Annotated in this window: 3 protein-coding genes; all 3 read left to right on the top strand. The window is 47.1% G+C overall.

Annotation, left to right across the window (positions count from 1 at the left end):
* The first annotated feature begins 23 nt into the window (after positions 1 to 23).
* Genes fenD through fenA form a run of 3 tightly spaced genes read left to right on the top strand, consistent with a single transcriptional unit; the run spans position 24 to position 26,242 of the window.
* The gene (gene fenD, locus NYE43_RS09990) at positions 24 to 7,739 is read left to right on the top strand and encodes a fengycin non-ribosomal peptide synthetase FenD (protein WP_341061736.1); all 7,716 of its coding nucleotides are present in this window, start codon (positions 24 to 26) and stop codon (positions 7,737 to 7,739) included.
* 16 nt (positions 7,740 to 7,755) lie between these two features.
* Entirely contained in the window at positions 7,756 to 15,420 is a 7,665-nt protein-coding gene (gene fenE, locus NYE43_RS09985) for a fengycin non-ribosomal peptide synthetase FenE (protein WP_341061735.1), read from the top strand.
* A gap of 25 nt (positions 15,421 to 15,445) precedes the next feature.
* Positions 15,446 to 26,242: a fengycin non-ribosomal peptide synthetase FenA gene (gene fenA / locus NYE43_RS09980; protein ID WP_341061734.1), complete on the top strand. Its 10,797-nt coding sequence runs from the start codon at positions 15,446 to 15,448 to the stop codon at positions 26,240 to 26,242.
* The last annotated feature ends 13 nt before the right edge of the window (positions 26,243 to 26,255 follow it).

Genomic DNA, 26,255 nt, shown 5'->3' with positions numbered 1-26,255 from the left:
TTTGGAAAAGGTGTGTGGAATTGATGACGCAAGCAACGCAGATCCAAGATATTTATCCGTTATCGTACATGCAGGAAGGGATGCTGTTTCATTCACTGCTTGATTTCAGCTCTAAAGCCTATGTGGAACAAACCTCGTTTACCATTACAGGCAGCCTGTGTATCGATTCGTTTCAAAAGAGCTTAAATCTTCTTGTTTCCCGATACGATATTTTCAGAACCATATTCCTTAAGGAGGTTCCAGACCTCACTGGGCCGCAGCAAGTTGTGCTGACAAACCGTGAATTGACCGTACAAAGGGAAGATCTTTCTCACCTGAAAGATGATGAGCAGCTTGCTCTGATAGAAGACTTTATGCAGCAGGACCGGGAAAAAGGGTTTCACTTGCAAAAAGATCCGTTAATGCGGCTCATGCTTTTTGATAGAGGAGACAGCACATATACATGTGTCTGGACGCATCACCATATCATCATGGATGGCTGGTGCCTGGGCATCATCCTCAAAGAATTCTTCAGCATGTATGACTCACTTAAAAATAACAGGCCTGTACAGCTCGGCAGCACGGTGCCGTACAGCCGTTATATTGAATGGCTCGGAGAACAAGATAAAGAAGAAACCGCTGCATACTGGAGAGATTACCTGCAGGAGTACGGCAATACCGCTTCTATTCCTAAACTAAAAAGCCGCTCAGCGAATGGGGAATATGAAGCCGCAAATATCCGTTTTTCTTTAGAGCCGGCTATCGTTCAGAAATTGACAGCAGCTGCTCAAAATTGGGGAGTTACATTAAACACTTTATTTATGAGTCTATGGGGTGTTCTTCTCCATCGTTACAACGGTACGGATGACGCGGTCTTCGGCTCTGTTGTTTCCGGACGTCCGTCAGCGATTGACGGGATCGAGTCAATGGTCGGCTTGTTTATTAACACTGTTCCGGTGCGTATTCGATCTGCAGAGAAAATGGCATTTTCTACGCTTGTCAAATCCGTGCAGGAGGATACTTTACGTTCTGAGCAGCATGGTTATTATCCGCTTTATGAGATTCAAAACCGCAGTGCTTTGAAGCAAGGATTGATCGATCATATTCTTGTCTTTGAAAATTATCCTGTACAGCTTCAGCAGGCAGTCAATAGGCAAAGCGAAAATGACGAAAACGCATTGAAGCTAGATGACATTTCTATGTCAGAACAAACCAGCTATGACCTTAACGTTGTCATCGTTCCAGGTGAATCATTTTATATTAAATTCAGCTACAATGCCGCCGTTTATGAACGTGAAGAGGTGCTTCGGATTCAGGGGCACCTCATGCAGGCAATGGATTGTATTTTGTCAAATCCCGATATTGCTGTCGACAGCATCAACATTGTGCCTCCTGAAGAACGTAAGCTCATTCAATCGTTTAACGAAACGGAGCGCCATTATCCAAGCAAAACGCTATCCCAATTGTTTGAGGAACAGGCTCTCAAAACACCTGACGCGAATGCTTTGAGAATGGGAGATGAGTGCCAGACATATCGGCAATTAGATGAAAGAGCCAATCAGATTGCACACGCCCTGATAGAAAAGGGAGCTGGATCTGGCGGGATTGTCGCTGTGATGATGGAACGGTCAATGGACATGGCTGCTGCCCTGCTTGGAATTTGGAAAGCCGGAGGCGCTTATCTGCCTCTTGATCCAAGTTATCCGAAAGAGCGGCTTTCTTTTCTGCTGCATGACAGTCAAGCAGCTCTCTTACTGACAGAAGAAGAAATTATTTCATCCATCCCGTCAGGCTATAAAGGCAGTATTGTGACATCAGGACATACAACACATTACAGAACGGATTCTCCTGATGCATCGATTGGTGAGCTTGCCTACCTGATCTATACGTCAGGAACGACAGGACGGCCAAAAGGAGTGCTCGTTGACCATCAAGGAATTGCAAATACCTTGCAGTGGAGACGGGAAGAGTACGGCATGAGCGAAGGGGATACAGCACTTCATCTGTTTTCCTATGTTTTCGACGGCTGCGTGACGAGCTTGTTTACTCCGCTTCTGTCCGGCGCATGCGTGCTGCTGACAACAGATAACGAAGCGAAGGACGTGCTCGCCCTCAGACGGAAAATAGCTCAATACAAGGTTAGTCATATGCTTATTGTTCCTTCCCTGTACCGGGTGTTATTAGAAGTGCTGACTGCTGAAGATGCACAAAGTCTTCGTATCGTGACATTTGCGGGCGAGGCAGTGACTCCCGACCTGCTTGAGAGCAGCAGAAAGATTTGTCCCTCCGCTGAACTTGCAAATGAATATGGACCGACAGAAAACAGTGTGGCAACAACAATCCTTCGTCATCTGAACGAAAAAGAGAGAATCACGATCGGACACCCGATCGCCAATACAAAAGTATATATTTTACAAGGAGAGCAACTGCAGCCGATAGGCGCGGCGGGTGAACTGTGTATTTCCGGCGCGGGTCTCGCACGGGGGTACTATAAGCGGACAGAGCTAACTGAGAAAGCATTCACAGACCATCCATTCCTCAAAGGGGAACGCTTATATCGAACCGGAGATGCAGGGCGCTTCCTGCCTGATGGCACGATTGAATATATTGGACGTTTTGATGATCAGGTAAAAATCAGGGGATATCGCATTGAATTAAGTGAGATTGAAACTGTTCTTCGGCAAGCATCTGGAGTGAAGGAATCTGCAGTGCTGGCCCGTGATGTTTCTGATGAGGAAAAGGAACTCGTTGCTTATATCGTTCCGGAAAAAGGAAACGGCCTTCCGAATCTGCACCAGTATCTTGCCGGTACATTGCCGTCCTATATGATTCCCGCAAGCATCATCAAAATCACTCAAATGCCGTTAACATCCAGCGGGAAGCTCGACCGTTCCGCACTTCCGGAACCAGAAAACACAACTAGCTTAACGTACATGCCGCCACAAACCTTAATGGAAACTGAACTGGCACGCATTTGGGAAGAGGTGCTGAACAAAAATCAAATCGGTATACGCGATGATTTCTTTCAATTAGGCGGACAGTCCTTAAAAGCAGCCACACTCGTATCAAGAATACATAAACGGCTGAATATCGAGCTGCCGCTCAGTGACGTTTTTTCTTATCCGACCGTGGAAAGTATGGCAGCCAAACTGATGAGTTTACGTGAGAATGCTTTTACGCAGATTGAACCTGCGGATTTTAGAGATGTTTATCCGCTGTCTTTCTCGCAAAAAAGATTATACGCTCTTTACCAGTTGGCAGATGACAGCACAGGCTACAACATGCCGGCGGTACTGGAACTGCGAGGACATTTGGATCGCGGGAGATTGAGAAAAGTTCTCACAGAGCTTGTGAATCGGCATGAATCATTGCGTACGGCATTTGAACTGAACAACGGAGAGCCAGTGCAAAAGATTCATCCGGCGCTGGCAGCTGATCTAAAAGAGCTTGAAATTGGATCAGAGCAAATGCTGCAGTCTGTGATCTCGTCCTTTATCAAACCGTTTGATCTTACCGCGGGACCGCTTTTTAGAGCAAGCTTGATATCTCTCGAAAAAGAAAGAGCCTATTTGTTGCTTGATATGCATCACATCATTGCTGACGGAATCTCTATGAGTACACTCGTCCAAGAATTCACTGATCTTTATTGCGGAAAAGAGCTTCCAGCTTTAAACCTGCATTATAAGGATTTTGCGGTTTGGCAGCAAGAGAAGTTTCCGAAAACGAATTACAGCAAACAGGAGGCCTACTGGCTGAAGCAGCTTGGCGGCAGCCTTCCAGTATTGGATTTGCCGCTTGATAAAACGAGGCCGCTTCTGCCTGATTTCAGCGGCGGAACATTTGAAGTAAACATTGATAAAAGAACGGCGGAAGAACTGCACCGCTTGATGTTTGAAACGGGAACGACGATGTATATGCTCCTTCTGTCTGTCTATTCCATCATGCTTTCCAAACTGAGCGGGCAGGAGGATATCGTTGTCGGCTCGCCTGCTGCCGGGAGACCGCACGCTGATCTGGAGCGAGTCATCGGGATGTTTGTCAATACATTAGCTATGCGATGCCAGCCTGAGGGCCGCAAAACGTTCAGCTCTTATTTGCAGGAAATTCGCGAACTTGCTCTGACTGCATACGAGCATCAGGATTATCCTTTTGAAGAGCTCGTCAATAAACTTGAAACGAAACGGGAGGTAAATCGCAATCCGCTGTTTGACGCGATGCTCGTGCTTCAAAACAGCGAAGATTTCCGGTTTGAAGTGCCTGGTTTATCTATCTCGTCTGTAACCCCGTCACACAATGTATCTAAATTCGATTTGACATTACACGCTGAGGAGCATTCCGATGGCATTCGCTGCCGCTTCGAATACAGTACCGCGCTGTTTGAAGAAGAGACCATTGCAAGATGGGCTTCCCATTTTATTGAGCTGGTGAAAGGAATAACGTCTGATATCCATATGAAGCTTTCGGAAATGCAATTGCTTTCTGCTCCAGCGCGCGAATTGCTTCTTGAAACGATGGGTCAGTATGCTGACTATCCAAGAGATGAAAGCATCGTTCGTTTATTTGAAAAACAAGCAGCTGAACATCCCGAACATACCGCAGTCGTATGCGATCATATACGGCTGACTTATCGCGACCTGAATGAAAAAGCAGAACGGACAGCGGCTATGCTGATGAAACAAGGAGTCCGATCCGGGGATATCATCGGTTTATTGTTTGATCGATCGCCTGATATGGTGATTGGCGTTTTATCTATTCTAAAGGCCGGAGGGGCATACTTGCCGATTGACCCTGAATATCCTCAAGAACGCATCAGCTTTATGCTGAATGACAGCGGGGCAAGAATTCTCCTGACAGAGCACGGACACAACAAGCCGGCGGATTACTATGGGCAAATTTTATACCTGAATGACGCCGAAAACGAATTGATTTCGCCTGATTTGAAAGCGCAAGAAACATTAGCAGACCAGCCAGCTTATGTGATTTATACATCTGGAACCACTGGGCAGCCAAAGGGCGTCGTTGTCGAGCACCGCAATGTGATTAGTCTATTGAAGCATCAGGATCTGCCTTTTGATTTTGGAAGTGAGGACGTTTGGACTTTATTTCATTCATATTGCTTTGATTTCTCAGTATGGGAAATGTTCGGAGCATTGCTGAATGGAAGTACGCTGGTTCTTGTCTCCAGAGAAACAGCCCGCGATCCAAACGCATTCCGCTTATTGTTAAAAAACGAAGGCGTCACAGTACTCAATCAGACTCCAACTGCTTTTTACGGACTCATTCATGAAGAAGAAAACCATACGGACCGATTACATGTGCGATACGTTATTTTCGGCGGAGAAGCTTTACAGCCCGGCATGCTTGTAACCTGGAACGAGAAATACCCTGATACTGATCTGATCAATATGTACGGCATTACTGAAACAACTGTACATGTGACATATAAGAAATTGTCCTCAGCTGATATAGAAAAAAATAAGAGCAATATCGGAAAACCGCTGGCAACCCTTCAGGCTTATGTGATGGATGCTCATATGAATCTTCAGCCTACAGGAGTTCCAGGAGAGCTGTATATTGGCGGAGAAGGGGTAGCCCGGGGATATTTGAACAGAGATGATCTGACCGCGGCCCGATTTGTACCTAATCCTTATCTTCCGGGAGACAGATTATACCGAACCGGAGACCTTGCAAAGCGTCTGGCAAGTGGAGATCTGGAATATATGGGCCGCATTGATGATCAAGTAAAGGTGAGAGGACACCGCATCGAGCTCGGCGAAATCCAGGCGTCTCTGCTTCAGCTTCCAATAATCAAAGAGGCTGCTGTCATCACAAGAGATGATGAACAAGGCCAATCCGCTGTATATGCTTACTTGGTTGCGGAAGATGGACAGGTCGTAAATGAAGCAGATATCAGGGCTGCCCTGAGAGCCGTTCTGCCTGATTTTATGGTGCCTGCCCGCTTGATCCAGATTGACAGCATCCCGCTGACGGTTAACGGCAAGCTCGACCAGAAAGCCCTGCCGGAACCAGATAAGCGCGCTCAAACTGAGAATGATATCAGCCCTAGAAATGAGATTGAAAAGGCGATGGCTGACATTTGGGAGGAACTGCTCGAAGCGGAGGAGATAGGTGTCAGCGCGAATTTCTTTGAGCTTGGAGGGGATTCAATAAAAGCGTTGCAGGTGTGTGCACGGCTGAAGCAGCGAGGCTATGAAACGACAGTGCGTGAGATGTTTGAGCATCAGACGCTTGGTGAACTGTCCGCCCGCGTTCGAAAAGCCGTACGCGTAATTGACCAAACGCCAGTCGAAGGCGAGCTGCCTTGGACACCTGTACAGCAATGGTTTTTTTCACAATCATTGGAAGCCCATCATTTTAATCAATCTGTCATGCTCTACCGGGCTGAACGATTTGATGACATTGCACTCAGAAATGTGCTGAGAAGCTTGGTGACTCATCATGACGCACTGAGAATCATATGCCGTTACAAAGATGGCAAGCCTGTACAGGTTAACAGAGGAGCAGATCTTCCGGATGAGGAGCTATATGCCTTCGATCTGTTTGATATAAGAGATCATCGTTCAAATACAGCCGGAAATGCACAGGGCTTGTCAGCCGAAGCACACAAACAGATTGAAGAAATGGCAAACCAAATTCAGCAAACCATTCGATTGGAGACTGGCCCTTTGTTTCATGCTGGTTTGTTTAAAGCCGATGATGGAGACCATTTGTTTCTGACGATCCATCACTTAGTCATTGATGCCGTTTCATGGCGCATTTTATTTGAGGATTTTTCAATTGCTTACGAACAGGCAGTCTCAGGAAAACCCATCGTACTGCCGGAAAAAACGGATTCATATTTCACCTATGCACAAACATTGGCTGACTATTCAAAAAGCCGTCGTCTGCAGCGTGAAATCGCGTATTGGAATGAGCGGGAGGACCGGCATATTGAGCGTATTCCCAAAGATCATTCGATCACATCGAACTCATTCAAAGATACAGAAGTAATTGATTTCGAGCTGTCTCGTGAAGATACAGAATTGCTGTTAACTGGTGCAAACAATGCATACAACACGGAAACGAATGATATCCTTCTGACTGCTTTAGGCCTAGCTTTGCAGGAATGGACGGGACTTGACCATTTCAAAATCAGTATGGAGGGCCACGGCAGAGAAGATTATCTTGACAATATTGACATGAACAGAACAGTAGGCTGGTTCACTTCTATTTATCCTGTATGGCTTGATATGAGTGATTCTGACCATACGGATGAAGGTGAGCGGCTAGGACGACACATTAAACAGACAAAAGACATGCTGCACCGCATACCTCATAAAGGCGCAGGCTATGGAGTGCTGAAATATATCAACAAAATTTGGGATTCTGAGTACAGCGACCCGGAAATCAGCTTTAATTACTTAGGCCAGTTTGATCAGGATGTTCAATCAAAAGCTTTTGAGATTTCTGATATTAAGACAGGGAATGAAATCAGCCCGGATTGGGAGCGGCCTTATGTGTTAGATATCAGCGGAGCCGTTTCATCAGGATGCCTGCACATGCACATTATTTATAACCGTCTTCAATTTAAGAAACAAACCATACAAGCATTAGCCGATCATCTTAAACATGCGCTTGAAAACATGATTCAGCATTGCGCGGGCAAAGAAAACCGCGAATGGAGTGCCGCTGATTTTACTGATGAGGATTTAACGCTGGAGGATTTAAGTGAGATTATGGGGGCCGTCAACAAACTATAGGAGAGGAGATTCATTGATGCCGCAGCAACCCGAAATACAGGATATATATCCCTTGTCTTTTATGCAGGAGGGGATGCTTTTTCATTCGCTGTATGATGAACAGTCGAGAGCTTATTTTGAACAGGCGTCTTTTACAATCAATGGGCAGCTTGACTTAGACCGTTTCCAGAAAAGTATGGACGCTGTTTTTGACAGGTATGAAATCTTTCGAACAACTTTTATCTACAAAAATGTAGCCAAACCTCGTCAGGTGGTGCTTAAAAACCGTCCTTGCCATGTTCATTTTGAAGATATTTCTCATCTTAATGAGAGAGAGAAAGAACATTGTACAGAAGCATTCAAGGAACAAGATAAAAAAAGGGGCTTTGATCTTCAGTCGGATGTACTGATGAGAATATCCGTTTTAAAATGGGCGCCTGAGCGTTACGTGTGCATCTGGAGCCATCACCATATTTTAATGGACGGATGGTGCTTAGGCATCATCATTAAAGACTTTCTCCACATTTATCAAGCGCTGGGAGAAGGGCGGCTTCCATATTTGCAGCCAGTTCAGCCGTACGGAACGTATATTAAATGGCTAATGCAGCAGGATCGTGAAGAGGCAGCTGCGTATTGGAAAAAGCGGCTGCAGCATTTTGAGAAAGCTTCTTCTTTGCCAAAAAGAAACGAGCAAGTATCAGAAGGTGAATTACAGCAGGTCACGTTTACCATCTCTGAAAAAGAAACGTCCGATTTGCAGAAAATCGCAGCAGCATCCGGTTCAACGCTTAACACCGTTTTCCAAGCTTTGTGGGGGATTTTGCTGCAAAAATTCAATCGCTGTGACGATGCCGTGTTCGGATCAGTCGTCTCAGGCAGGCCCTCTGAGCTGGAGGATGTAGAAAATATAGTCGGCCTTTTTATCAATACCATTCCCATCCGGGTCCAAAGCAAAGCTCTTTCTTTCTCTGGCCTGGTCAGCCGGATACAAAAGGAAATGACTGAAGCAGAAGCATACAGTTATTTCCCTCTATATGACATTCAAGCACAGAGTGCTCTTAAACAAGAGCTCATTGATCATATTATCGTGTTTGAAAACGTGCCGACCCAGCAAGAAATTGAAGGACTAAACCAGACTGGATCGTTCGGTTTCTCAGTGGAAAACTTTGCGATGGCGGAGGAGACTAATTATGGCTGCAGCGTCAAAGTGATTCCAGGCCGCACATTGTTCGTGCGCATCAATTTTCATACAGGTTTATATGAGCCTGGCATAATTGCTGAGATAAAAGATTATTTACAGCATATGATTTCAGCTGTCATCTCTGATCCTTCTCTTCCTGTTTCAAAGATGACGTTACTAGATAAAGACAAAACACAGAAAATGGTTGCTGAATATAATACGACGGGAGCTGTTTCAGCGTTAGCTCCGACGCTGCACGGGCTGTTTGAACGTCAGGCGGCTTTGACGCCGGATCGGACGGCCTTGCGCTTTTCTAGCGGCTCGCTGACTTACGCGCAGCTTGACATGTACGCCAACAGGCTGGCAGCGCGCCTTACGGCGCATGGTGTCACGAAGGAAAGCATTGTCGGTGTTCTAAGCGAACGTTCGCCGGACATGCTGACAGCCGTTCTCGCCGTATTAAAGGCAGGCGGTGCTTATGTGCCTCTTGATCCTGCATATCCAGAGGAGCGGCTGAGCTATATGCTGAAAGACAGCGGGGCAGCATTGTTGCTGACGCAGCCGGGATTAAAGGCACCTGATTTTTCCGGAAAGACACTTGAAGTGGATATGACGGCTCTTGCGAATGAAGAATCTGAATATCACTCTCTTCATCAAGCGGACAGCGATTCTCTTGCCTATGTGATCTATACGTCGGGCTCCACTGGACAGCCGAAAGGGGTCGCCGTTGAGCAACGCCAGGCTGTTTCCTTTCTGACCGGCATGCAGATGCAGTTTCCTTTAGAGGAAGACGACATCATTATGATGAAAACGTCTTTTTCCTTTGATGCATCTGTCTGGCAGCTGTTTTGGTGGACGCTTTCAGGTGCTTCGGCCTATCTGCTTCCGTCCGGCTGGGAAAAAGATCCGGCATTGATGGTAAAAGCCATTCGAGAGGAAGGCGTTACAACGGCCCATTTTATTCCGGCCATGCTGAACAGCTTTTTGGATCAAGCGGAAATAGAAGCACCGAGAAGCCTGAAGCGCGTATTCGCCGGAGGTGAACCGCTTGCTCCCCATACGGCAGCCCGATTCGCTTCTTTGCTGCCGGAGACATCGCTGGTTCACGGCTACGGGCCGACAGAAGCAACCGTTGATGCCGCATTTTACGCGTGTGATCCTGAGCTGGACAAGGATCGCTTGCGCCTTCCGATCGGAAAACCCGTGCCTGGCGCGCGTCTGTATGTATTAGATCCTCATTTAGCCGTACAGCCTGTCGGCGTAGCGGGAGAATTGTATATCGCCGGAGCCGGGGTCGCCAGAGGCTACTTGAATCGTCCGGAATTAACAGAAGAACGTTTTCTTGATGATCCATTTTATCCGGATGAACGCATGTACAAAACGGGTGATCTGGCGCGCTGGCTCCCAGACGGACAGGTTGAATTCCTTGGCCGTCTGGATGACCAGGTGAAAATCCGCGGCTATCGTATTGAGCCGGGAGAAATCGAAGCGGTGCTCAGAAGCATAGAAGGCGTGCGGGAAGCGGCTGTAACTGTTCGTACAGAAAGCGGCGAGGCGGAATTATGTGCATATGCGGAAGGGCTCGGAAGAAATGAAGTGCGCAAGCAGCTTGAGGCATTGCTGCCGGGCTATATGATTCCTGCTCATATCATTGAAATGGAACAATGGCCGGTTACCCCGAGCGGAAAGCTCGACCGAAAAGCGCTGCCTGCTCCTGACGGAGCGGCAGATCGGGAAACCTACACAGCGCCGAGCAATCTGACAGAGATGAAGCTTTCCCAGCTGTGGGAGGAAGTGCTGAAAAGCGGACCTGTCGGCATTCACGACAACTTTTTTGACCGGGGCGGCCATTCCTTAAAAGCCACCGCGCTTGTTTCCCGGATCGCTAAGGAATTCGGCGTCCAAGTGCCGCTGAAGGATGTGTTTGCCCATCCGACGGTAGAAGGTTTGGCTTCTGTCATCAGCGAAGGAACGGAAAGTCCGTATGAAGCCATTAAGCCGGCTGAAAAACGCGAGACCTACCCGGTTTCCTCCGCCCAAAAGCGGATGTATGTGCTCCAGCAGCTGGAGGATGGAGGCACAGGCTACAATATGCCGGCAGTCTTGGAGCTGGAAGGAAAGCTGGATCTTACAAGAATGGAGGCCGTATTCAAAAAGCTGATCAAACGCCACGAGTCACTGCGGACGTCCTTTACAACGGACACAGGCGGCGAGCCGGTTCAGCGCATCCATGACGAAGTGCCGTTTACATTCCACACCTCTGTGCTCGGCGGACAAACTGAACAGGAAGCCGCGGCAGCTTTTATCCAGCCGTTTGACCTCAGCCAAGCTCCGCTGTTCCGAGCGGGGATCGTCAAGGTATCAGACGGGCGGCATCTATTACTGGTCGATATGCATCACATTATTTCAGACGGTGTGTCAGTCAATACGCTCATTCGGGAATTCGGGGAGCTGTACGCCAATCAGGAGCTACCTGCGCTTCACATTCAATATAAAGACTATGCCGTATGGCAGGAGGCCTTTAAAAAAGGAGACACGTACAAGACGCAGGAGGCATACTGGCTGAAGCAGCTCGAAGGCGAGCTGCCCGTACTGGACCTGCCGGCTGATTACGCCCGGCCGCCGGTGCGAAGCTTCGCGGGTGATCAAGTTTCATTTACGCTCGATCAAGAACTCACAGCCGGGCTTCACAAACTCGCACGCGAGAACGGAAGCACCCTGTACATGGTGCTCCTGGCAGCTTACACAGCGTTATTGTCGCGCTTAAGCGGACAGGAAGACATCATCGTCGGGTCACCAATTGCCGGACGTCCTCACAAAGACCTTGAGCCGATACTTGGAATGTTCGTCAACACCCTGGCGCTTCGGACACGCCCGGAGGGCGGGAAGCCATTTGCGCAATTTTTGCAGGAAGTGCGTGAGACCGCATTGGAAGCTTACGAACATCAGGATTATCCGTTCGAAGAGCTTGTCGACAAGCTCGGCATGACGAGGGATATGAGCCGAAATCCGCTGTTTGATGTGATGTTTGTGCTTCAGAATATGGACCAAGAATCCATGCAGCTGAAGGACCTGTGTCTCCGGCCCGCAACAAATGTGGAACATCAAGTATCAAAGTTCGATTTAACCCTGTATGCGTACGAGGAAGCCAATGGATCTATGATGTTTCAAATGGAATATAGCACTGATCTCTATCAGAAAAATACGATTGAAATGTGGCTTCACTATTTAATGAATATGCTACGCGCCATCATCCAAGACAGCGAAGCAGCACTTGGAACAATACATGTATTGGACGAGAATGAAACCCATTTCCTTATCCATGAACTCAACTGCACAAAAAGAGAGTATCCGAGACATGAAACCATCAGCAGGCTGTTTGAGTTACAGGCTGCACAAACGCCTGATGCCATAGCTGTGGCCGGCGATGAACAAACATTAACGTATAAGGAGCTGAACACCCGGGCAAACAGGATTGCTGCTGTTCTTCGGAGAAAAGGAGTCGGACCTGAAACTGTAGTTGCATTATTGACAACACGAACTCCAGAACTTGCAGCAGGAATGCTCGGCATTTTGAAAGCTGGAGGAGCCTATCTGCCTATTGCTAAGGATCTTCCCGCTGACCGAATATCATATATGCTGTCAGACAGCGGTGCAAAAATACTCCTTCAATCTGAAAAAGCAAACAATCAACGATTAGACTTAGAGCTTACATGTGAGCAAATCGTCATCGAAGAGATTCAAGGACAAGGAGAAACGAAGAACTTTGAATCTCCAGCAGGGCCACATTCACTCGCTTATATCATCTATACCTCAGGATCAACCGGCAAACCGAAGGGTGTCATGATTGAGCAGCGAAGTGTGATCCGTCTTGTCAAAAACAGCAATTACATTGAATTTACACCTGGAGACCGGCTTCTGCTGACTTCTTCACTCGGTTTTGATGTCGTTACATTTGAAATACTCGGGCCGCTGCTAAATGGCGCTGCTTTGCATCTCACAGATAAAGAAACATTTCTGGATTCTCATCAGCTTAAGAGATACATAGAACAAAACGGAATCACCACAATGTGGCTGACTGCATCTCTTTTCAACCATTTAACAGAACAGAATGAGAAAATATTTTCCCGGCTCATAAATCTGATTATTGGCGGAGAAGCTCTGTCAGCCAGTCATGTCAATCGAATCAAGCAAGCATGCCCGGAATTGTCAATCTGGAACGGATATGGGCCGACTGAGAATACAACATTTTCGACTTGTTTTCACATTGAAAAACTGTATGAACATTCCATTCCGATCGGCCGGCCGATTGGTAATTCAACCGCATTTATCTTAAATAAATGGGGAATGCTGCAGCCGATCGGAGCTGTCGGTGAACTGTGTGTCGGCGGAGATGGTGTGGCAAGAGGCTATCTTGGTCGACCAGACCTGACGAAAGAGAAATTTGTGCCAAATCCATTTGCGCCCGGCGAACAAATGTACCGTACCGGTGATCTGGCACGCTGGCTACCGGACGGCACAATTGAATATGTAGGCCGTGTCGATGATCAGGTAAAAATAAGGGGGTACCGGGTTGAGCTCGGTGAGATTGAATCAGCGCTTCGTCATATAGACGGTGTCAAAGAAGCAGCTGTATTGGCGCGAACAGGACAATTAGGCAGCAAGGAGCTTTACGCCTATATAAGCGTAAAAGAGGGGACAGATGCTGAACAAGTGCGTACTCACCTTTCTCAAATGCTGCCAGGCTATATGATGCCGGCCTATGTGATAGAAATGGATGCTCTCCCGCTCACTGCCAACGGAAAATTGAACCGAAAAGCACTGCCTGAACCAGATATTACATCTAAACAAACGTACGTCCCGCCTCGAAATGACCTTGAAGAACAGCTTGCGATCATATGGCAGGAGGTTCTCGGGACACAGAGGATCGGAATAGAAGATTCGTTTTTTGAACTAGGCGGAGATTCAATTAAGGCTCTTCAAGTATCCGCGCGCCTCGGACGTTATGGTTGGAGCTTGCATGCAAGCGATTTATTCCGCCATCCGAACATAAAAGATTTATCAGCAGTCATCCGGAAGACAGAAAGAGTAATAGACCAAGGATCTGTTCAGGGAGCTGTCCCATGGACACCTATTCAGCATTGGTTCCTCTCTCAGGATATAGAAGATAGACACCATTTTAACCAGTCTGTCATGCTGTTTAGTCCTGATTGTTTGTCGGAAAATGCACTGCGCGCATCATTAAAAAAACTGGCAGAGCATCATGATGCCCTGCGGATGATTTATCGGGATGATAGCGGACAACAGATACAAATCAACCAAGATATTCATGAATCCAAACTGTACAGCTTAAGGATTTCTGATTTTTCAGATCCGGGAATCGATTGGGAAACGAGCATTAAAGAAGAAGTGGCAAATCTTCAGCAAAGTATCAATCTCCAACAAGGACCATTACTGCATGCCGCTTGGTTTAAAACGCTGTCCGGAGATTATTTATTTCTCACGATTCATCATTTGGTCGTTGATGGGGTATCATGGAGAATTTTACTGGAGGACCTGTCAGCGGCATATCATCAAGCAGCTTCAGGACAGGCTATACAGCTTCCGCCTAAAACAGATTCCTATCAGGAATACGCACGGCGAATTCAAGATTATGCCCAAAGCAGCAAGCTGATTCGCGAGGAAACGTACTGGCGGACGGTTGAAGAGGAAAAAGCAGCGGAACTGCCATACGAAATGCCTTATATGGAGAATATGAACAGCAGTGTAAGGGAAACATTGCGCTTTTCACTCACTGAAGCAGACACCGCGGTCTTGCTGCAAAAGGTAAACCACGCTTATGGCACAGATACACAAGATATTCTATTGACGGCGGCTTCCTTAGCGATTTGTGACTGGACAGGGGGCAGCAAGCTCCGTATGGCAATGGAGGGACACGGGAGAGAACACATTCTGCCGGATTTAGACATCAGCCGGACGGTTGGCTGGTTTACATCCATTTACCCCGTCCTTATTGACTTTGAAAATCAAGCGGATGAGCTTGGAACCGCAGTTAAAACCGTGAAAGATACATTGGGCCGGATACCGAACAAAGGGGTAGGGTACGGCATGTTGAAATATCTTACACATCCCGAACATAAAAGCATGGTGTTGTCAAAAACACCTGAAATCGGCTTTAACTATTTAGGGCAGTTCAACGACATAGAAAGTCAAGACCGTTTCCGCCCATCCGGTCTTGGGAGCGGTAAGGACATCACTCCTACTTGGAAGCGGGAGCAGCTTATTGAGATGAGTGCGATGGCAGCAGAAAATCAGCTTCATTTTCAGCTCAGCTATCCGCCGGCACGGTTTCACAGGGGTACAATGGAGCGGCTCATCACCATGATTGAATGCTATTTGCAGGATATTATGAAACACTGTGCTGAAAAACAGAACACAGAAAAGACGCTGAGCGATTTCAGCAGCCAATCATTAACGGCAGAGGATTTGGACAGTATATCCAGCTTGGTGGAAGATTTGTAGAAAATCGTGACAGGGAGATATGAACATGACAAAAGCGAATTCAATACAGGATATTTATCCGCTGTCTTATATGCAGGAAGGAATGCTTTTTCATTCCCTCCTGCAAAAAGATTCACGGGCATATGTTGAACAAGCCTCTTTTACAATAGAGGGAGAAGTCAATTTGCAGTTTTTCCAAGAGAGCATCAATGCTTTAGTAGCAAGACATGACATTTTCAGAACGATTTTCATCAGCCAAAATGTCTCTTCACCTCAGCAGGTTGTCCTGAGGGAACGGACTGTCAGTGTACTGGAGGAGGACATTGCTCATTTAGATGAAGCGGGCCAATCTGCGTTTGTCGAACAAATAAAAGAAAAGGACCGCGCCAAAGGGTTTCATCTGCAAAAAGATATGCTCATGCGCATCACACTTATTCGAACCGGAAAGCGGCAATATACTTGTATTTGGACCTTTCATCACATCATGATGGACGGCTGGTGCCTCGGCATTGTACTAAAAGAATTCCTTCAGATTTATGCATCAAAAATAAAAGGGGCTCCATTATCATTGGAGCCCGTTCAGCCATACGGAACTTATATCAATTGGCTGATGGAGCAAGACAAAGAGAAAGCTGTTTCCTATTGGGACAATTATCTTTCCGGCATTAAGCAGCAAACCTTGCTCCCGAAGCAGAAAAAAACAAAGAGCACAAGCAGGCAGGAGCAAATTACATTTTCATTTTCAAAAGAAGACAGCAGCAGGCTGTCAGAGCTTGCCGTAAGAGAAGAAGTCACACTCAGTACAATTTTCCATACCCTATGGGGAATTCTTCTTCAAAAATATAACAATAGTGATGACGCGGTATTCGGTTCTGTCATTTCAGGAAGGCCCTCAGACATTGAAGGAATTGAACAAATGGTCGGGCTTTTCATCAACACGATTCCCATACGGATGCATGGATCAAAAACGCCATTTTTACAGCTCGTAAAAGACATGCAAAAGGATCGCCTTGCTGCAGAAGCATACAGCTACCATCCTCTATACGAGATACAGTCCCGTTCAGCAGTCAAGCAAGGTTTGATTGATCACATTCTTGTATTCGAAAACTATCCGGTGCAGAAAGAAATAGAAATGCTGAACAGCCAGGAGCCTGATTCAGATCTTTTTCAGATTCATAACTTTACAGTAGCGGATGAAACCAATTACAGCTTTTATCTTATGGTGGCGCCAGCGGAAGAAATCCATATAAAAATGAGCTATGATGCAGCACTGCACGACCGATCCTTTGTGCTTTCTGTTAAGGAGCATCTTTTGAACACTGTTTCCCAAATCTTAGATCATCCGCACCTCTCACCCGAAGACATCGATATCACAACAGACACTGAAAAGCTGCAGCTGATTGGGGAAATCAAAGATCACAAACCAGTTTATGAAACCATCCATGCCATGTTTGAAAAACAGGCAGAAAGAACGCCTGACGCGCGGGCTGTGATTGATCAAGCGCATTCTCTGACCTATAAAGAATTGAACGAATCCGCCAACAGATTGGCACAGCATTTGCGGAAAAAAGGCGTTATGAGGCAGGAACCTGTCGCAATCATGATGGAACGCTCAACTGAGTTCATTACAGGTATTCTCGGTATATTGAAGGCTGGAGGCGCCATTGTTCCAATCGATCCCCATTATCCGTCTGACAGAATAAATTATATTCTAAATGACTGCGGCTGCTCTCATGTCGTTTCACAAGCGCATTTTGCACCTTTGCTTGAGACTGGCCTGAATGTTACCTATATAGAAGATATTCAAATCGAAGACGGCAGCTGCTTACATTCAGTGAATAGTGCGGACGACCTGCTCTATATGATTTACACATCAGGCACAACGGGAAAACCAAAAGGCGTTCAATTTGAACATCGAAATATGGCTAACTTGCTGCAGTTCGAATTCACTCGCTCTGGCATTGACTTTGAAAATGATGTTTTGCAATTTGCAACTCCTGCTTTTGACGTCTGCTATCAAGAAATATTTTCAACATTGCTAGGAGGCGGCACACTTCATATCGTGCCTGAAGCTATAAAAAGAGACGTGCCGCAGCTGTTTGCATTTATAAAAGAGCATCAGACGACTATTGTGTTTCTCCCAACGGCTTTTATCAAAATGATTTTCAGCGAACAGGAATTTGCGAACGCGTTTCCTCATGATGTAAAACACCTGATTACAGCCGGGGAGCAATTAATCGTTTCCAGTCTCCTCAAAGATGTTTTGCGTCAGCGCAGCATGTACTTGCACAATCATTATGGACCTTCAGAAACTCATGTAGTGTCGGCATATACCATACATCCGGGTGACCAAATTCCGGAGTTTCCTCCGATCGGAAAACCGATTGATTGTACTGATCTGTATATTTTAAATCGCCAAAAACAGCTGCAGCCTCGGGGAGTATCAGGAGAACTTTATATTTCCGGTTCAAGCGTGGCCAGAGGTTATATCAATAACGATAAACTGACGCGAGAGAAATTTTTACCCGATCCCTTCAGGCCCGGAGCGGTCATGTACCGAACGGGAGATGTAGCGAGAATTCGTGAAGACGGCAGCTTTGAATATATCGGTCGAGCCGACGATCAAGTGAAAATCAGAGGTTATCGAATCGAGCCGCAAGAAATAGAAATCGCGTTAATGAATCATCCAGAGGTCAAAGAAGCTGCTATTCTTATCCGGCCAAATCAAGGTGAAGAACATGAGTTATGCGCTTATTATTGCAGTATGCACAGGCTGGATGCCTCGGCTTTGCGACAATATCTGGCAAATGAGCTCCCAGAATATATGATTCCGGCCAAATGGGTCTGGGTTAACAGCATTCCTTTGACGCCGAACGGAAAAGTCGATCAATCAGCTCTTCCAGAACCGGAAGCTTCAATCAGCAGTAATACATACGCTGCTCCGCGGAACCTGTTAGAGGTAAAGCTTTCGCAGCTGTTTGAAGATGTGCTGAAGGAAACCCCGATCGGCATTCACGATAACTTTTTTGACCGCGGCGGACACTCGTTAAAAGCAACGGTGCTTGTGTCGCGAATCGCCAAGGTATTTCATGTTCAAGTCCCGCTGAAGGACGTATTTGCCCATCCGACAGTGGAAGGATTGGCTCTCATTGTCCGAAATGCAGAGGAAAATCCCTTTGCATCGGTTGCACAGGCAAAAGAACAACCGACGTACCCAGTATCATCAGCTCAAAAGCGGATGTACGTGCTCCAGCATCTAGATAATGGCGGTGTCGGCTACAACATGCCGGCAGTTTTAGAACTGGAAGGGAAGCTTGATCGCGAAAAACTGGCTGCTGTATTCAAGGAACTGATCAGCCGGCATGAACCGCTTCGAACGTCCTTTGTGCCGGGAGAAGATGCCGAGCCCGTACAGCGTATTCACAATGAGGTTCCGTTTACGTTAAGTGAAGAAGCCTCTGCTGCTGGATTTGTCCGTCCATTTGACCTCAGTCAAGCGCCGTTATTCAGAGCTGGCCTTGTGAAACTGGCGAACGAGAAGCATTTGTTGCTGGTGGACATGCATCATATCATTTCCGATGGTGTATCCGTTCAGCTTTTAATCCGCGAATTCACTGAGCGCTATGCAGATCGGACGCTTAAGCCGTTACGAATCCAATATAAAGATTATGCCGTTTGGCAGCAGGAATTTCAAAAGCAAGACACATACAAAAAGCAGGAGACTTACTGGCTGAGACAGTTTAGCGGTGAGCTGCCGGTGCTCGAGCTCCCAACAGACAAGCGCCGACCGGCAGAACGGAATTTCTCAGGCGGAAAAGTTTTATTTCAAATGAATGAAGAAATCACGTCCCGCCTGAAACAGCTAGCCCGCAAAAATGGGAGCACGCTGTACATGACGCTACTCGCATTGTATTCAGCTTTTTTGTCGCGGTTAAGCGGTCAGGAAGACATCGTGATCGGTTCGCCTATTGCCGGACGCCCGCATGCCGATCTTGAATCGGTCCTTGGCATGTTCGTCAATACATTAGCGCTCCGGACGCACCCAGCCGGCAATAAGACATTTACAAATTTTCTCAAGGAAGTCAAGCAGACTGCACTGGAAGCCTATGAGCATCAGGATTATCCGTTTGAAGAGCTGGTTGATCAACTCGGTGTGCAGCGGGAAATGAGCCGGAATCCGCTGTTTGATACAACACTTGTGCTGCAAAATATGGAAAAGCAAACGCTGAAAATGAATGATTTGCTGCTTAGATGGAACGATTTGCAGCATCCGATATCTAAGTTCGATATTTCCCTGTATGTCACAGAGCATGAGGCTGAGCTGTACTGTCAGTTTGAATACAGTACCGCTTTGTTTGAAAAAGATACCGTTCAAAGATGGGCCGACCTTTTTATGACACTTGTGGAAAACACAGCTTCCAGTCCTGACATGGAATTGGACAATATCCCGATCCTGACAATAGAAGAAGAAAGGTCTTTCATTGACTCGTGCCATCCGCTTGAGGAGACAGGCTATCCGTTGAAACAGACCCTGCACCATGCACTCGAACAGCAAGCGGCAAAAACACCTGACCAACCGGCCGTGATCGTTGAAGACGGAGAGATAACCTACAAGGAATTGAACGAACAGGCTAACCGTGTAGCCTGGGAGCTGATCGACCGCGGAGTAAAAGCCGAAACGACTGTTGCCATTATGGGTAGGCGTTCCCCTGAAATGCTGATCGGGATTTATGCGATTCTAAAAGCAGGCGGCGCTTATCTTCCTATTGACCCGGATTATCCAGAGGAACGGATCCGCTTTTTGCTGAAGGACAGCGATTCTGGCATTCTCCTTATTCAATCTGACAATCTAGAAATTCCAGCTTTTGATGGAGAAATCGTTCATCTCAGTCAATTAAACAGCGGGCTGAAACGTCGTCTGTCCAATCCAAATGTTGAAGTCTATCCGGATTCTTTAGCCTATGTGATTTATACATCCGGCTCTACTGGAAGACCTAAGGGTGTACAGGTTGAACATCAATCTGCAGTGAATTTTTTAAATTCCCTTCAGTTCCGCTATCCTTTGAACCAATCGGACGTCATTTTGCATAAAACGTCGTATTCCTTCGATGCTTCGATATGGGAGCTGTTTTGGTGGCCGTATGCTGGCGCCTCTGTTTATCTGCTTCCTCAAGGAGGCGAAAAAGAACCGGACATGATATTGAAGGTCATAGAAGAACAGCAGATTACAGCGATGCATTTTGTGCCTTCTATGCTTCATGCGTTTTTAGAATATCTAAAAAATGGCCCAGCACCGATCAAAACGAACAGGCTGAAGAGGGTGTTTTCTGGAGGCGAACAGCTGGGGGCACATCTTGTCTCTCGGTTCTGTGAATTGCTGCCAGATGTTACATTAACCAATTCCTATGGGCCTACCGAAGCTACTGTAGAAGCGGCATTCTTTGATTGCCCGCTGGATGAAAAACTTGACCGCATTCCCATTGGCAAACCTATTCATCATGTCAGATTGTATATTCTGAACCAGAAGCAGAGGATGCTGCCTGCTGGATGTATCGGAGAATTGTACATCGCCGGGGCCGGGGTTGCCAGAGGCTACTTGAATCGGCCGGAATTAACAGAAGAACGTTTTCTTGATGATCCATTTTATCCGGGAGAGCGCATGTACAAAACAGGGGATTTAGCACGCTGGCTGCCAGACGGACAGGTTGAATTCCTCGGCCGTCTGGATGACCAGGTGAAAATCCGCGGCTATCGTATTGAGCCGGGAGAAATCGAAGCGGTGCTCAGAAGCATAGAAGGCGTGCGGGAAGCGGCTGTAACTGTTCGTACAGAAAGCGGCGAGGCGGAATTATGTGCATATGCGGAAGGGCTCGGAAGAAATGAAGTGCGCAAGCAGCTTGAGGCATTGCTGCCGGGCTATATGATTCCTGCTCATATTATTGAAATGGAACAATGGCCGGTTACCCCGAGCGGAAAGCTCGACCGAAAAGCGCTGCCTGCTCCTGACGGAGCGGCAGATCGGGAAACCTACACAGCGCCGAGAAATCTGACAGAGATGAAGCTTTCCCAGCTGTGGGAGGAAGTGCTGAAAAGCGGACCTGTCGGCATTCACGACAACTTTTTTGACCGGGGCGGCCATTCCTTAAAAGCCACCGCGCTTGTTTCCCGGATCGCTAAGGAATTCGGCGTCCAAGTGCCGCTGAAGGATGTGTTTGCCCATCCGACGGTAGAAGGTTTGGCTTCTGTCATCAGCGAAGGAACGGAAAGTCCGTATGAAGCCATTAAGCCGGCTGAAAAACGCGAGACCTACCCGGTTTCCTCCGCCCAAAAGCGGATGTATGTGCTCCAGCAGCTGGAGGATGGAGGCACAGGCTACAATATGCCGGCAGTCTTGGAGCTGGAAGGAAAGCTGGATCTTACAAGAATGGAGGCCGTATTCAAAAAGCTGATCAAACGCCACGAGTCACTGCGGACGTCCTTTACAACGGACACAGGCGGCGAGCCGGTTCAGCGCATCCATGACGAAGTGCCGTTTACATTCCACACCTCTGTGCTCGGCGGACAAACTGAACAGGAAGCCGCGGCAGCTTTTATTCAGCCGTTTGACCTCAGCCAAGCTCCGCTGTTCCGGGCGGGGATCGTCAAGGTATCAGACGGGCGGCATCTATTACTGGTCGATATGCATCACATTATTTCAGACGGTGTGTCAGTCAATACGCTCATTCGGGAATTCGGGGAGCTGTACGCCAATCAGGAGCTACCTGCGCTTCACATTCAATATAAAGACTATGCCGTATGGCAGGAGGCCTTTAAAAAAGGAGACACGTACAAGACGCAGGAGGCATACTGGCTGAAGCAGCTCGAAGGCGAGCTGCCCGTACTGGACCTGCCGGCTGATTACGCCCGGCCGCCGGTGCGAAGCTTCGCGGGTGATCAAGTTTCATTTACGCTCGATCAAGAACTCACAGCCGGGCTTCACAAACTCGCACGCGAGAACGGAAGCACCCTGTACATGGTGCTCCTGGCAGCTTACACAGCGTTATTGTCGCGCTTAAGCGGACAGGAAGACATCATCGTCGGGTCACCAATTGCCGGACGTCCTCACAAAGACCTTGAGCCGATACTTGGAATGTTCGTCAACACCCTGGCGCTTCGGACACGCCCGGAGGGCGGGAAGCCATTTGCGCAATTTTTGCAGGAAGTGCGTGAGACCGCATTGGAAGCTTACGAACACCAGGATTATCCGTTCGAAGAGCTTGTCGATAAGCTCGGCGTAACAAGGGATATGAGCCGAAATCCAGTGTTTGATGCCATGTTAGTCGTTCAAAATACAGAGCAACAGTCTTTGGAGCTGGATGACATACAACTCCAGCCGGCCGGCGTTTCTCATCATGTTTCTAAGTTTGATATCACATTGCAGGCTTCTGAGGGTGACGAGCAAATTCATTTGCAATTTGAATATTCGACTGCACTTTTTCAAAAAGCAACGATAAAACAATGGACATATCACCTGACAAATTTGCTGAGTCATATTGTCAAAAATCCGAACACACTTCTTAACAATATCGACATTCTGACTCATGAAGAGCGAAACAAACTGCTGAATGAGTTTAACAGCGGGCAAGAAAATGAACATAAAGTGCAAACAATCGATCAGCTGTTTGAAAAACAAGCAACGCTGACTCCGAATGCTCCTGCACTCGTCAGCAAAGAAAACACGCTCACCTATCAGGAACTGGACGAATGGTCCAATGGCATTGCATGGGCCCTGCGAGACCGCGGGGTTAAGCCGGACACACCAGTCGGAATTATGATGCCTCGTTCATTCAGCATGATTGCAGCCATTCTGGGCGTTTGGAAAGCCGGCGGCTGTTATGTCCCGATTGATCCGGAATACCCGGCGGAACGGAAACGCTATATACTCGACGACAGCCGAACCAAACTGCTCATCACTTTACCTGCTGCGGAGCAAGAAGCACTTGAAGATTTTGAAGGTGAGATATTCGCTATAGAGACCGCGGAGACATACGACGGATCACCGCTTCCGCAAGTGTCACGCCCTCAGCATTTGGCTTATATCATTTATACTTCAGGAACGACAGGCCAGCCAAAAGGCGTGATGGTCGAGCATAAAGGAATAGCCAACACCCTGCAGTGGCGGCGAAATGCTTATGCTTTGAATGAGACAGACACAGTCCTTCAGCTCTTTTCTTTTTCGTTTGACGGCTTTTTAACAAGTATGTTCACACCGCTTTTGTCAGGTGCAAAGACAGTGCTGCCTGATGAAAACGAAGCGAAAGATATTTTGTCCATTAAGCATGATCTATCTCATCATCGGATTACACATATGATTATCGTCCCTGTTTTATATCGGGCACTTTTGGACGTCATACAGCCGGAAGATGTGAAGACGCTTAGAGTAGTCACGCTTGCAGGAGAAGCAGCTGACCGGGAATTGATAGACCGCAGCATGGAAATATGCCCGAATACAGAGCTAGCAAATGAATATGGGCCGACAGAAAACAGTGTGGCAACCACAGCCATGAGACATATGGAACGGCAGAAAAACGTATGCATCGGCCGGCCGATCGACAATACTGAAGTGCTGATTTTAAACGGGGATCAGCTTCAGCCAATCGGCGTTGCCGGCGAGCTTTGTATAGCAGGAACAGGGCTTGCGAGAGGGTACGTCAATCTTCCGGAACTGACAGCAAAAACGTTCGTTCAGCACCCATTCCAGCCCGAAAAACGCATGTACCGAACAGGTGACGCAGCCAGATGGATGGCAGACGGTACAATCGAATACTTAGGACGAATGGACGATCAAGTAAAAATCAGGGGCCACCGTGTAGAAACGAAAGAAATTGAATCGGTTATCCGCCGTATAAGCGGAGTAAAAGGGGCTGTTGTCCTTGCTCGCGAAACAGCGCCTGCTCAAACCGAAATATGTGCTTACATTGTGGCAGAGCAAGACTTTAATACAGAAATGCTGCGTGCCGAATTAAAAAAACAGCTGCCTTTATATATGATGCCGGCGTTTATTCAAACGCTGGACTCGCTTCCTTTGTCACCAAATGGCAAGCTGGATCGCCGGGCACTTCCAGAACCGGCATTCAATCAAGTACGTACATTTCATGCACCGAACAGCGAGATGGAACAAAAACTGGCAGATATATGGGGTGAAGTGCTCGGTGCAGAGAAAATCGGAATTGATGATTCGTTCTTTGAGCTCGGAGGAGATTCCATTAAAGCGTTACAGGTGTCAGCACGGCTTCATCGAATCGGGAAACAAATGTCAGTTAAAGATTTATTCAGTCATCCGACAATTAAAGAACTGGCAGCATATATCCGTGATTCCAATACTAGTGCCAGCCAAGCTCCGGTTGAGGGAGAAGTACAGTGGTCACCTGTTCAGAAATGGTTCCTTTCTCAAGATATAAAAGAGAAACACCATTTTAATCAATCTGTTATGCTGCATCGGAGCACCTCCGTTCAAGAAGACGCGCTGCGCAAAACGTTAAAAGCCATCACAATCCACCACGATGCGCTGCGAATGGTGTTCACACAGTCTGAGCAAGGCAAATGGGTTCAATATAATCGGCCGGTCAGTCATTCAGACGACGCGCTGTACAGCCTTCAGATCATCAATCTTAAAGGTTCAGAAGTCAATGAATATGAATCTCTGATTAAACATCATGTACGTGACATTCAGCAGAACATAGATTTGGAAAAAGGGCCGCTATTGCAGGCCGGACTTTTCCGTACAGATGATGGAGACTTTTTGTTCCTAACGGCTCATCACTTCATCGTTGACGGCGTCTCATGGCGTGTCCTGCTGGAGGATTTGGCAACCGGATACCGTCAGGCTGTAAACGGAGAAGACATTGATTTGCCGCCTAAAACAAGCTCTTTCAAAGCATATACGGAAAAACTCGCTGACTATGCTGAAAGCCGTCAGCTTATGAAACAGCTCGCATATTGGCGCGAAGCTGAAGAGTATCAAACAGAAGCACTGCCGTTTGATCAAATGAACGCTCAAACTTTAAATGAGAGAAAACGGGATACAGTTTCATTCTCTCTAAATACAAAAGAGACGGATGCGCTTTTAAAAAGCGTCAACAGTATATATAACACAGATACGCAAGATATGCTGCTGGCTTCCGTGATTCTAGCTTTGCGGGATTGGACAAAACAATCCGCCGTCAAATTGTCATTAGAAAGCCACGGACGCGAGGATGTGTTAGACGGCATAGATGTCAGCCGCACGGTTGGATGGTTTACCGCCATTTATCCATTATTCGTCAAACTAGATTCAGACTTGTCCGACAAGGATCAAGAAGAATACTTGGTTCATGTGTTAAAAACAACAAAAGATACACTGAGACGCGTTCCGGACAAAGGATTCGGCTACGGTGTACTCAAATATTTGACCCCGCCTGAGAAAACTGACCTTGATTTCACCGGCACGGCGGACATCAGCTTCAACTATCTGGGTCAATTTGAAAACAGCCGTACAACTGAAGCGCCTGATGAAAACACCTTCTCGTTTTCTCCGCTCGGGACCGGAGAAGATATCAGCACTTCTTGGAACCGTGAGCAAACGCTTGACATCAGTGCGATGGCAGCAGAAGGAAAAATGACAGTCAACATGACGTACGAAACATCCCGTTTCCAGCATAAAACAATCGCACAGCTTTGTGAGAATTGCCATCACTATTTACTGAAGCTGATTGATCACTGTCTGAACAAAACAGAAACAGAAAAAACCATCAGCGATTTTGATGATCATGAACTGACCGAGGACGCACTCCAAGAAATCGCTGATATGCTCAGTTTTCACTAATGAAACCGTATAG

The sequence above is a fragment of the Bacillus sp. FSL R5-0434 genome, from assembly GCF_038004745.1.
Lineage (GTDB): Bacteria > Bacillota > Bacilli > Bacillales > Bacillaceae > Bacillus > Bacillus halotolerans.
Note: the sequence above shows the minus strand (reverse complement) of the source record. Positions and strands in the feature narration are given on the sequence as shown.

Bases quoted from the DNA above. Each gene is read 5' to 3' on its own strand.
- fenD (WP_341061736.1), top strand. From the start codon at position 24: ATGACGCAAGCAACGCAGATCCAAGATATTTATCCGTTATCGTACATG.
- fenE (WP_341061735.1), top strand. From the start codon at position 7,756: ATGCCGCAGCAACCCGAAATACAGGATATATATCCCTTGTCTTTTATG.
- fenA (WP_341061734.1), top strand. From the start codon at position 15,446: ATGACAAAAGCGAATTCAATACAGGATATTTATCCGCTGTCTTATATG.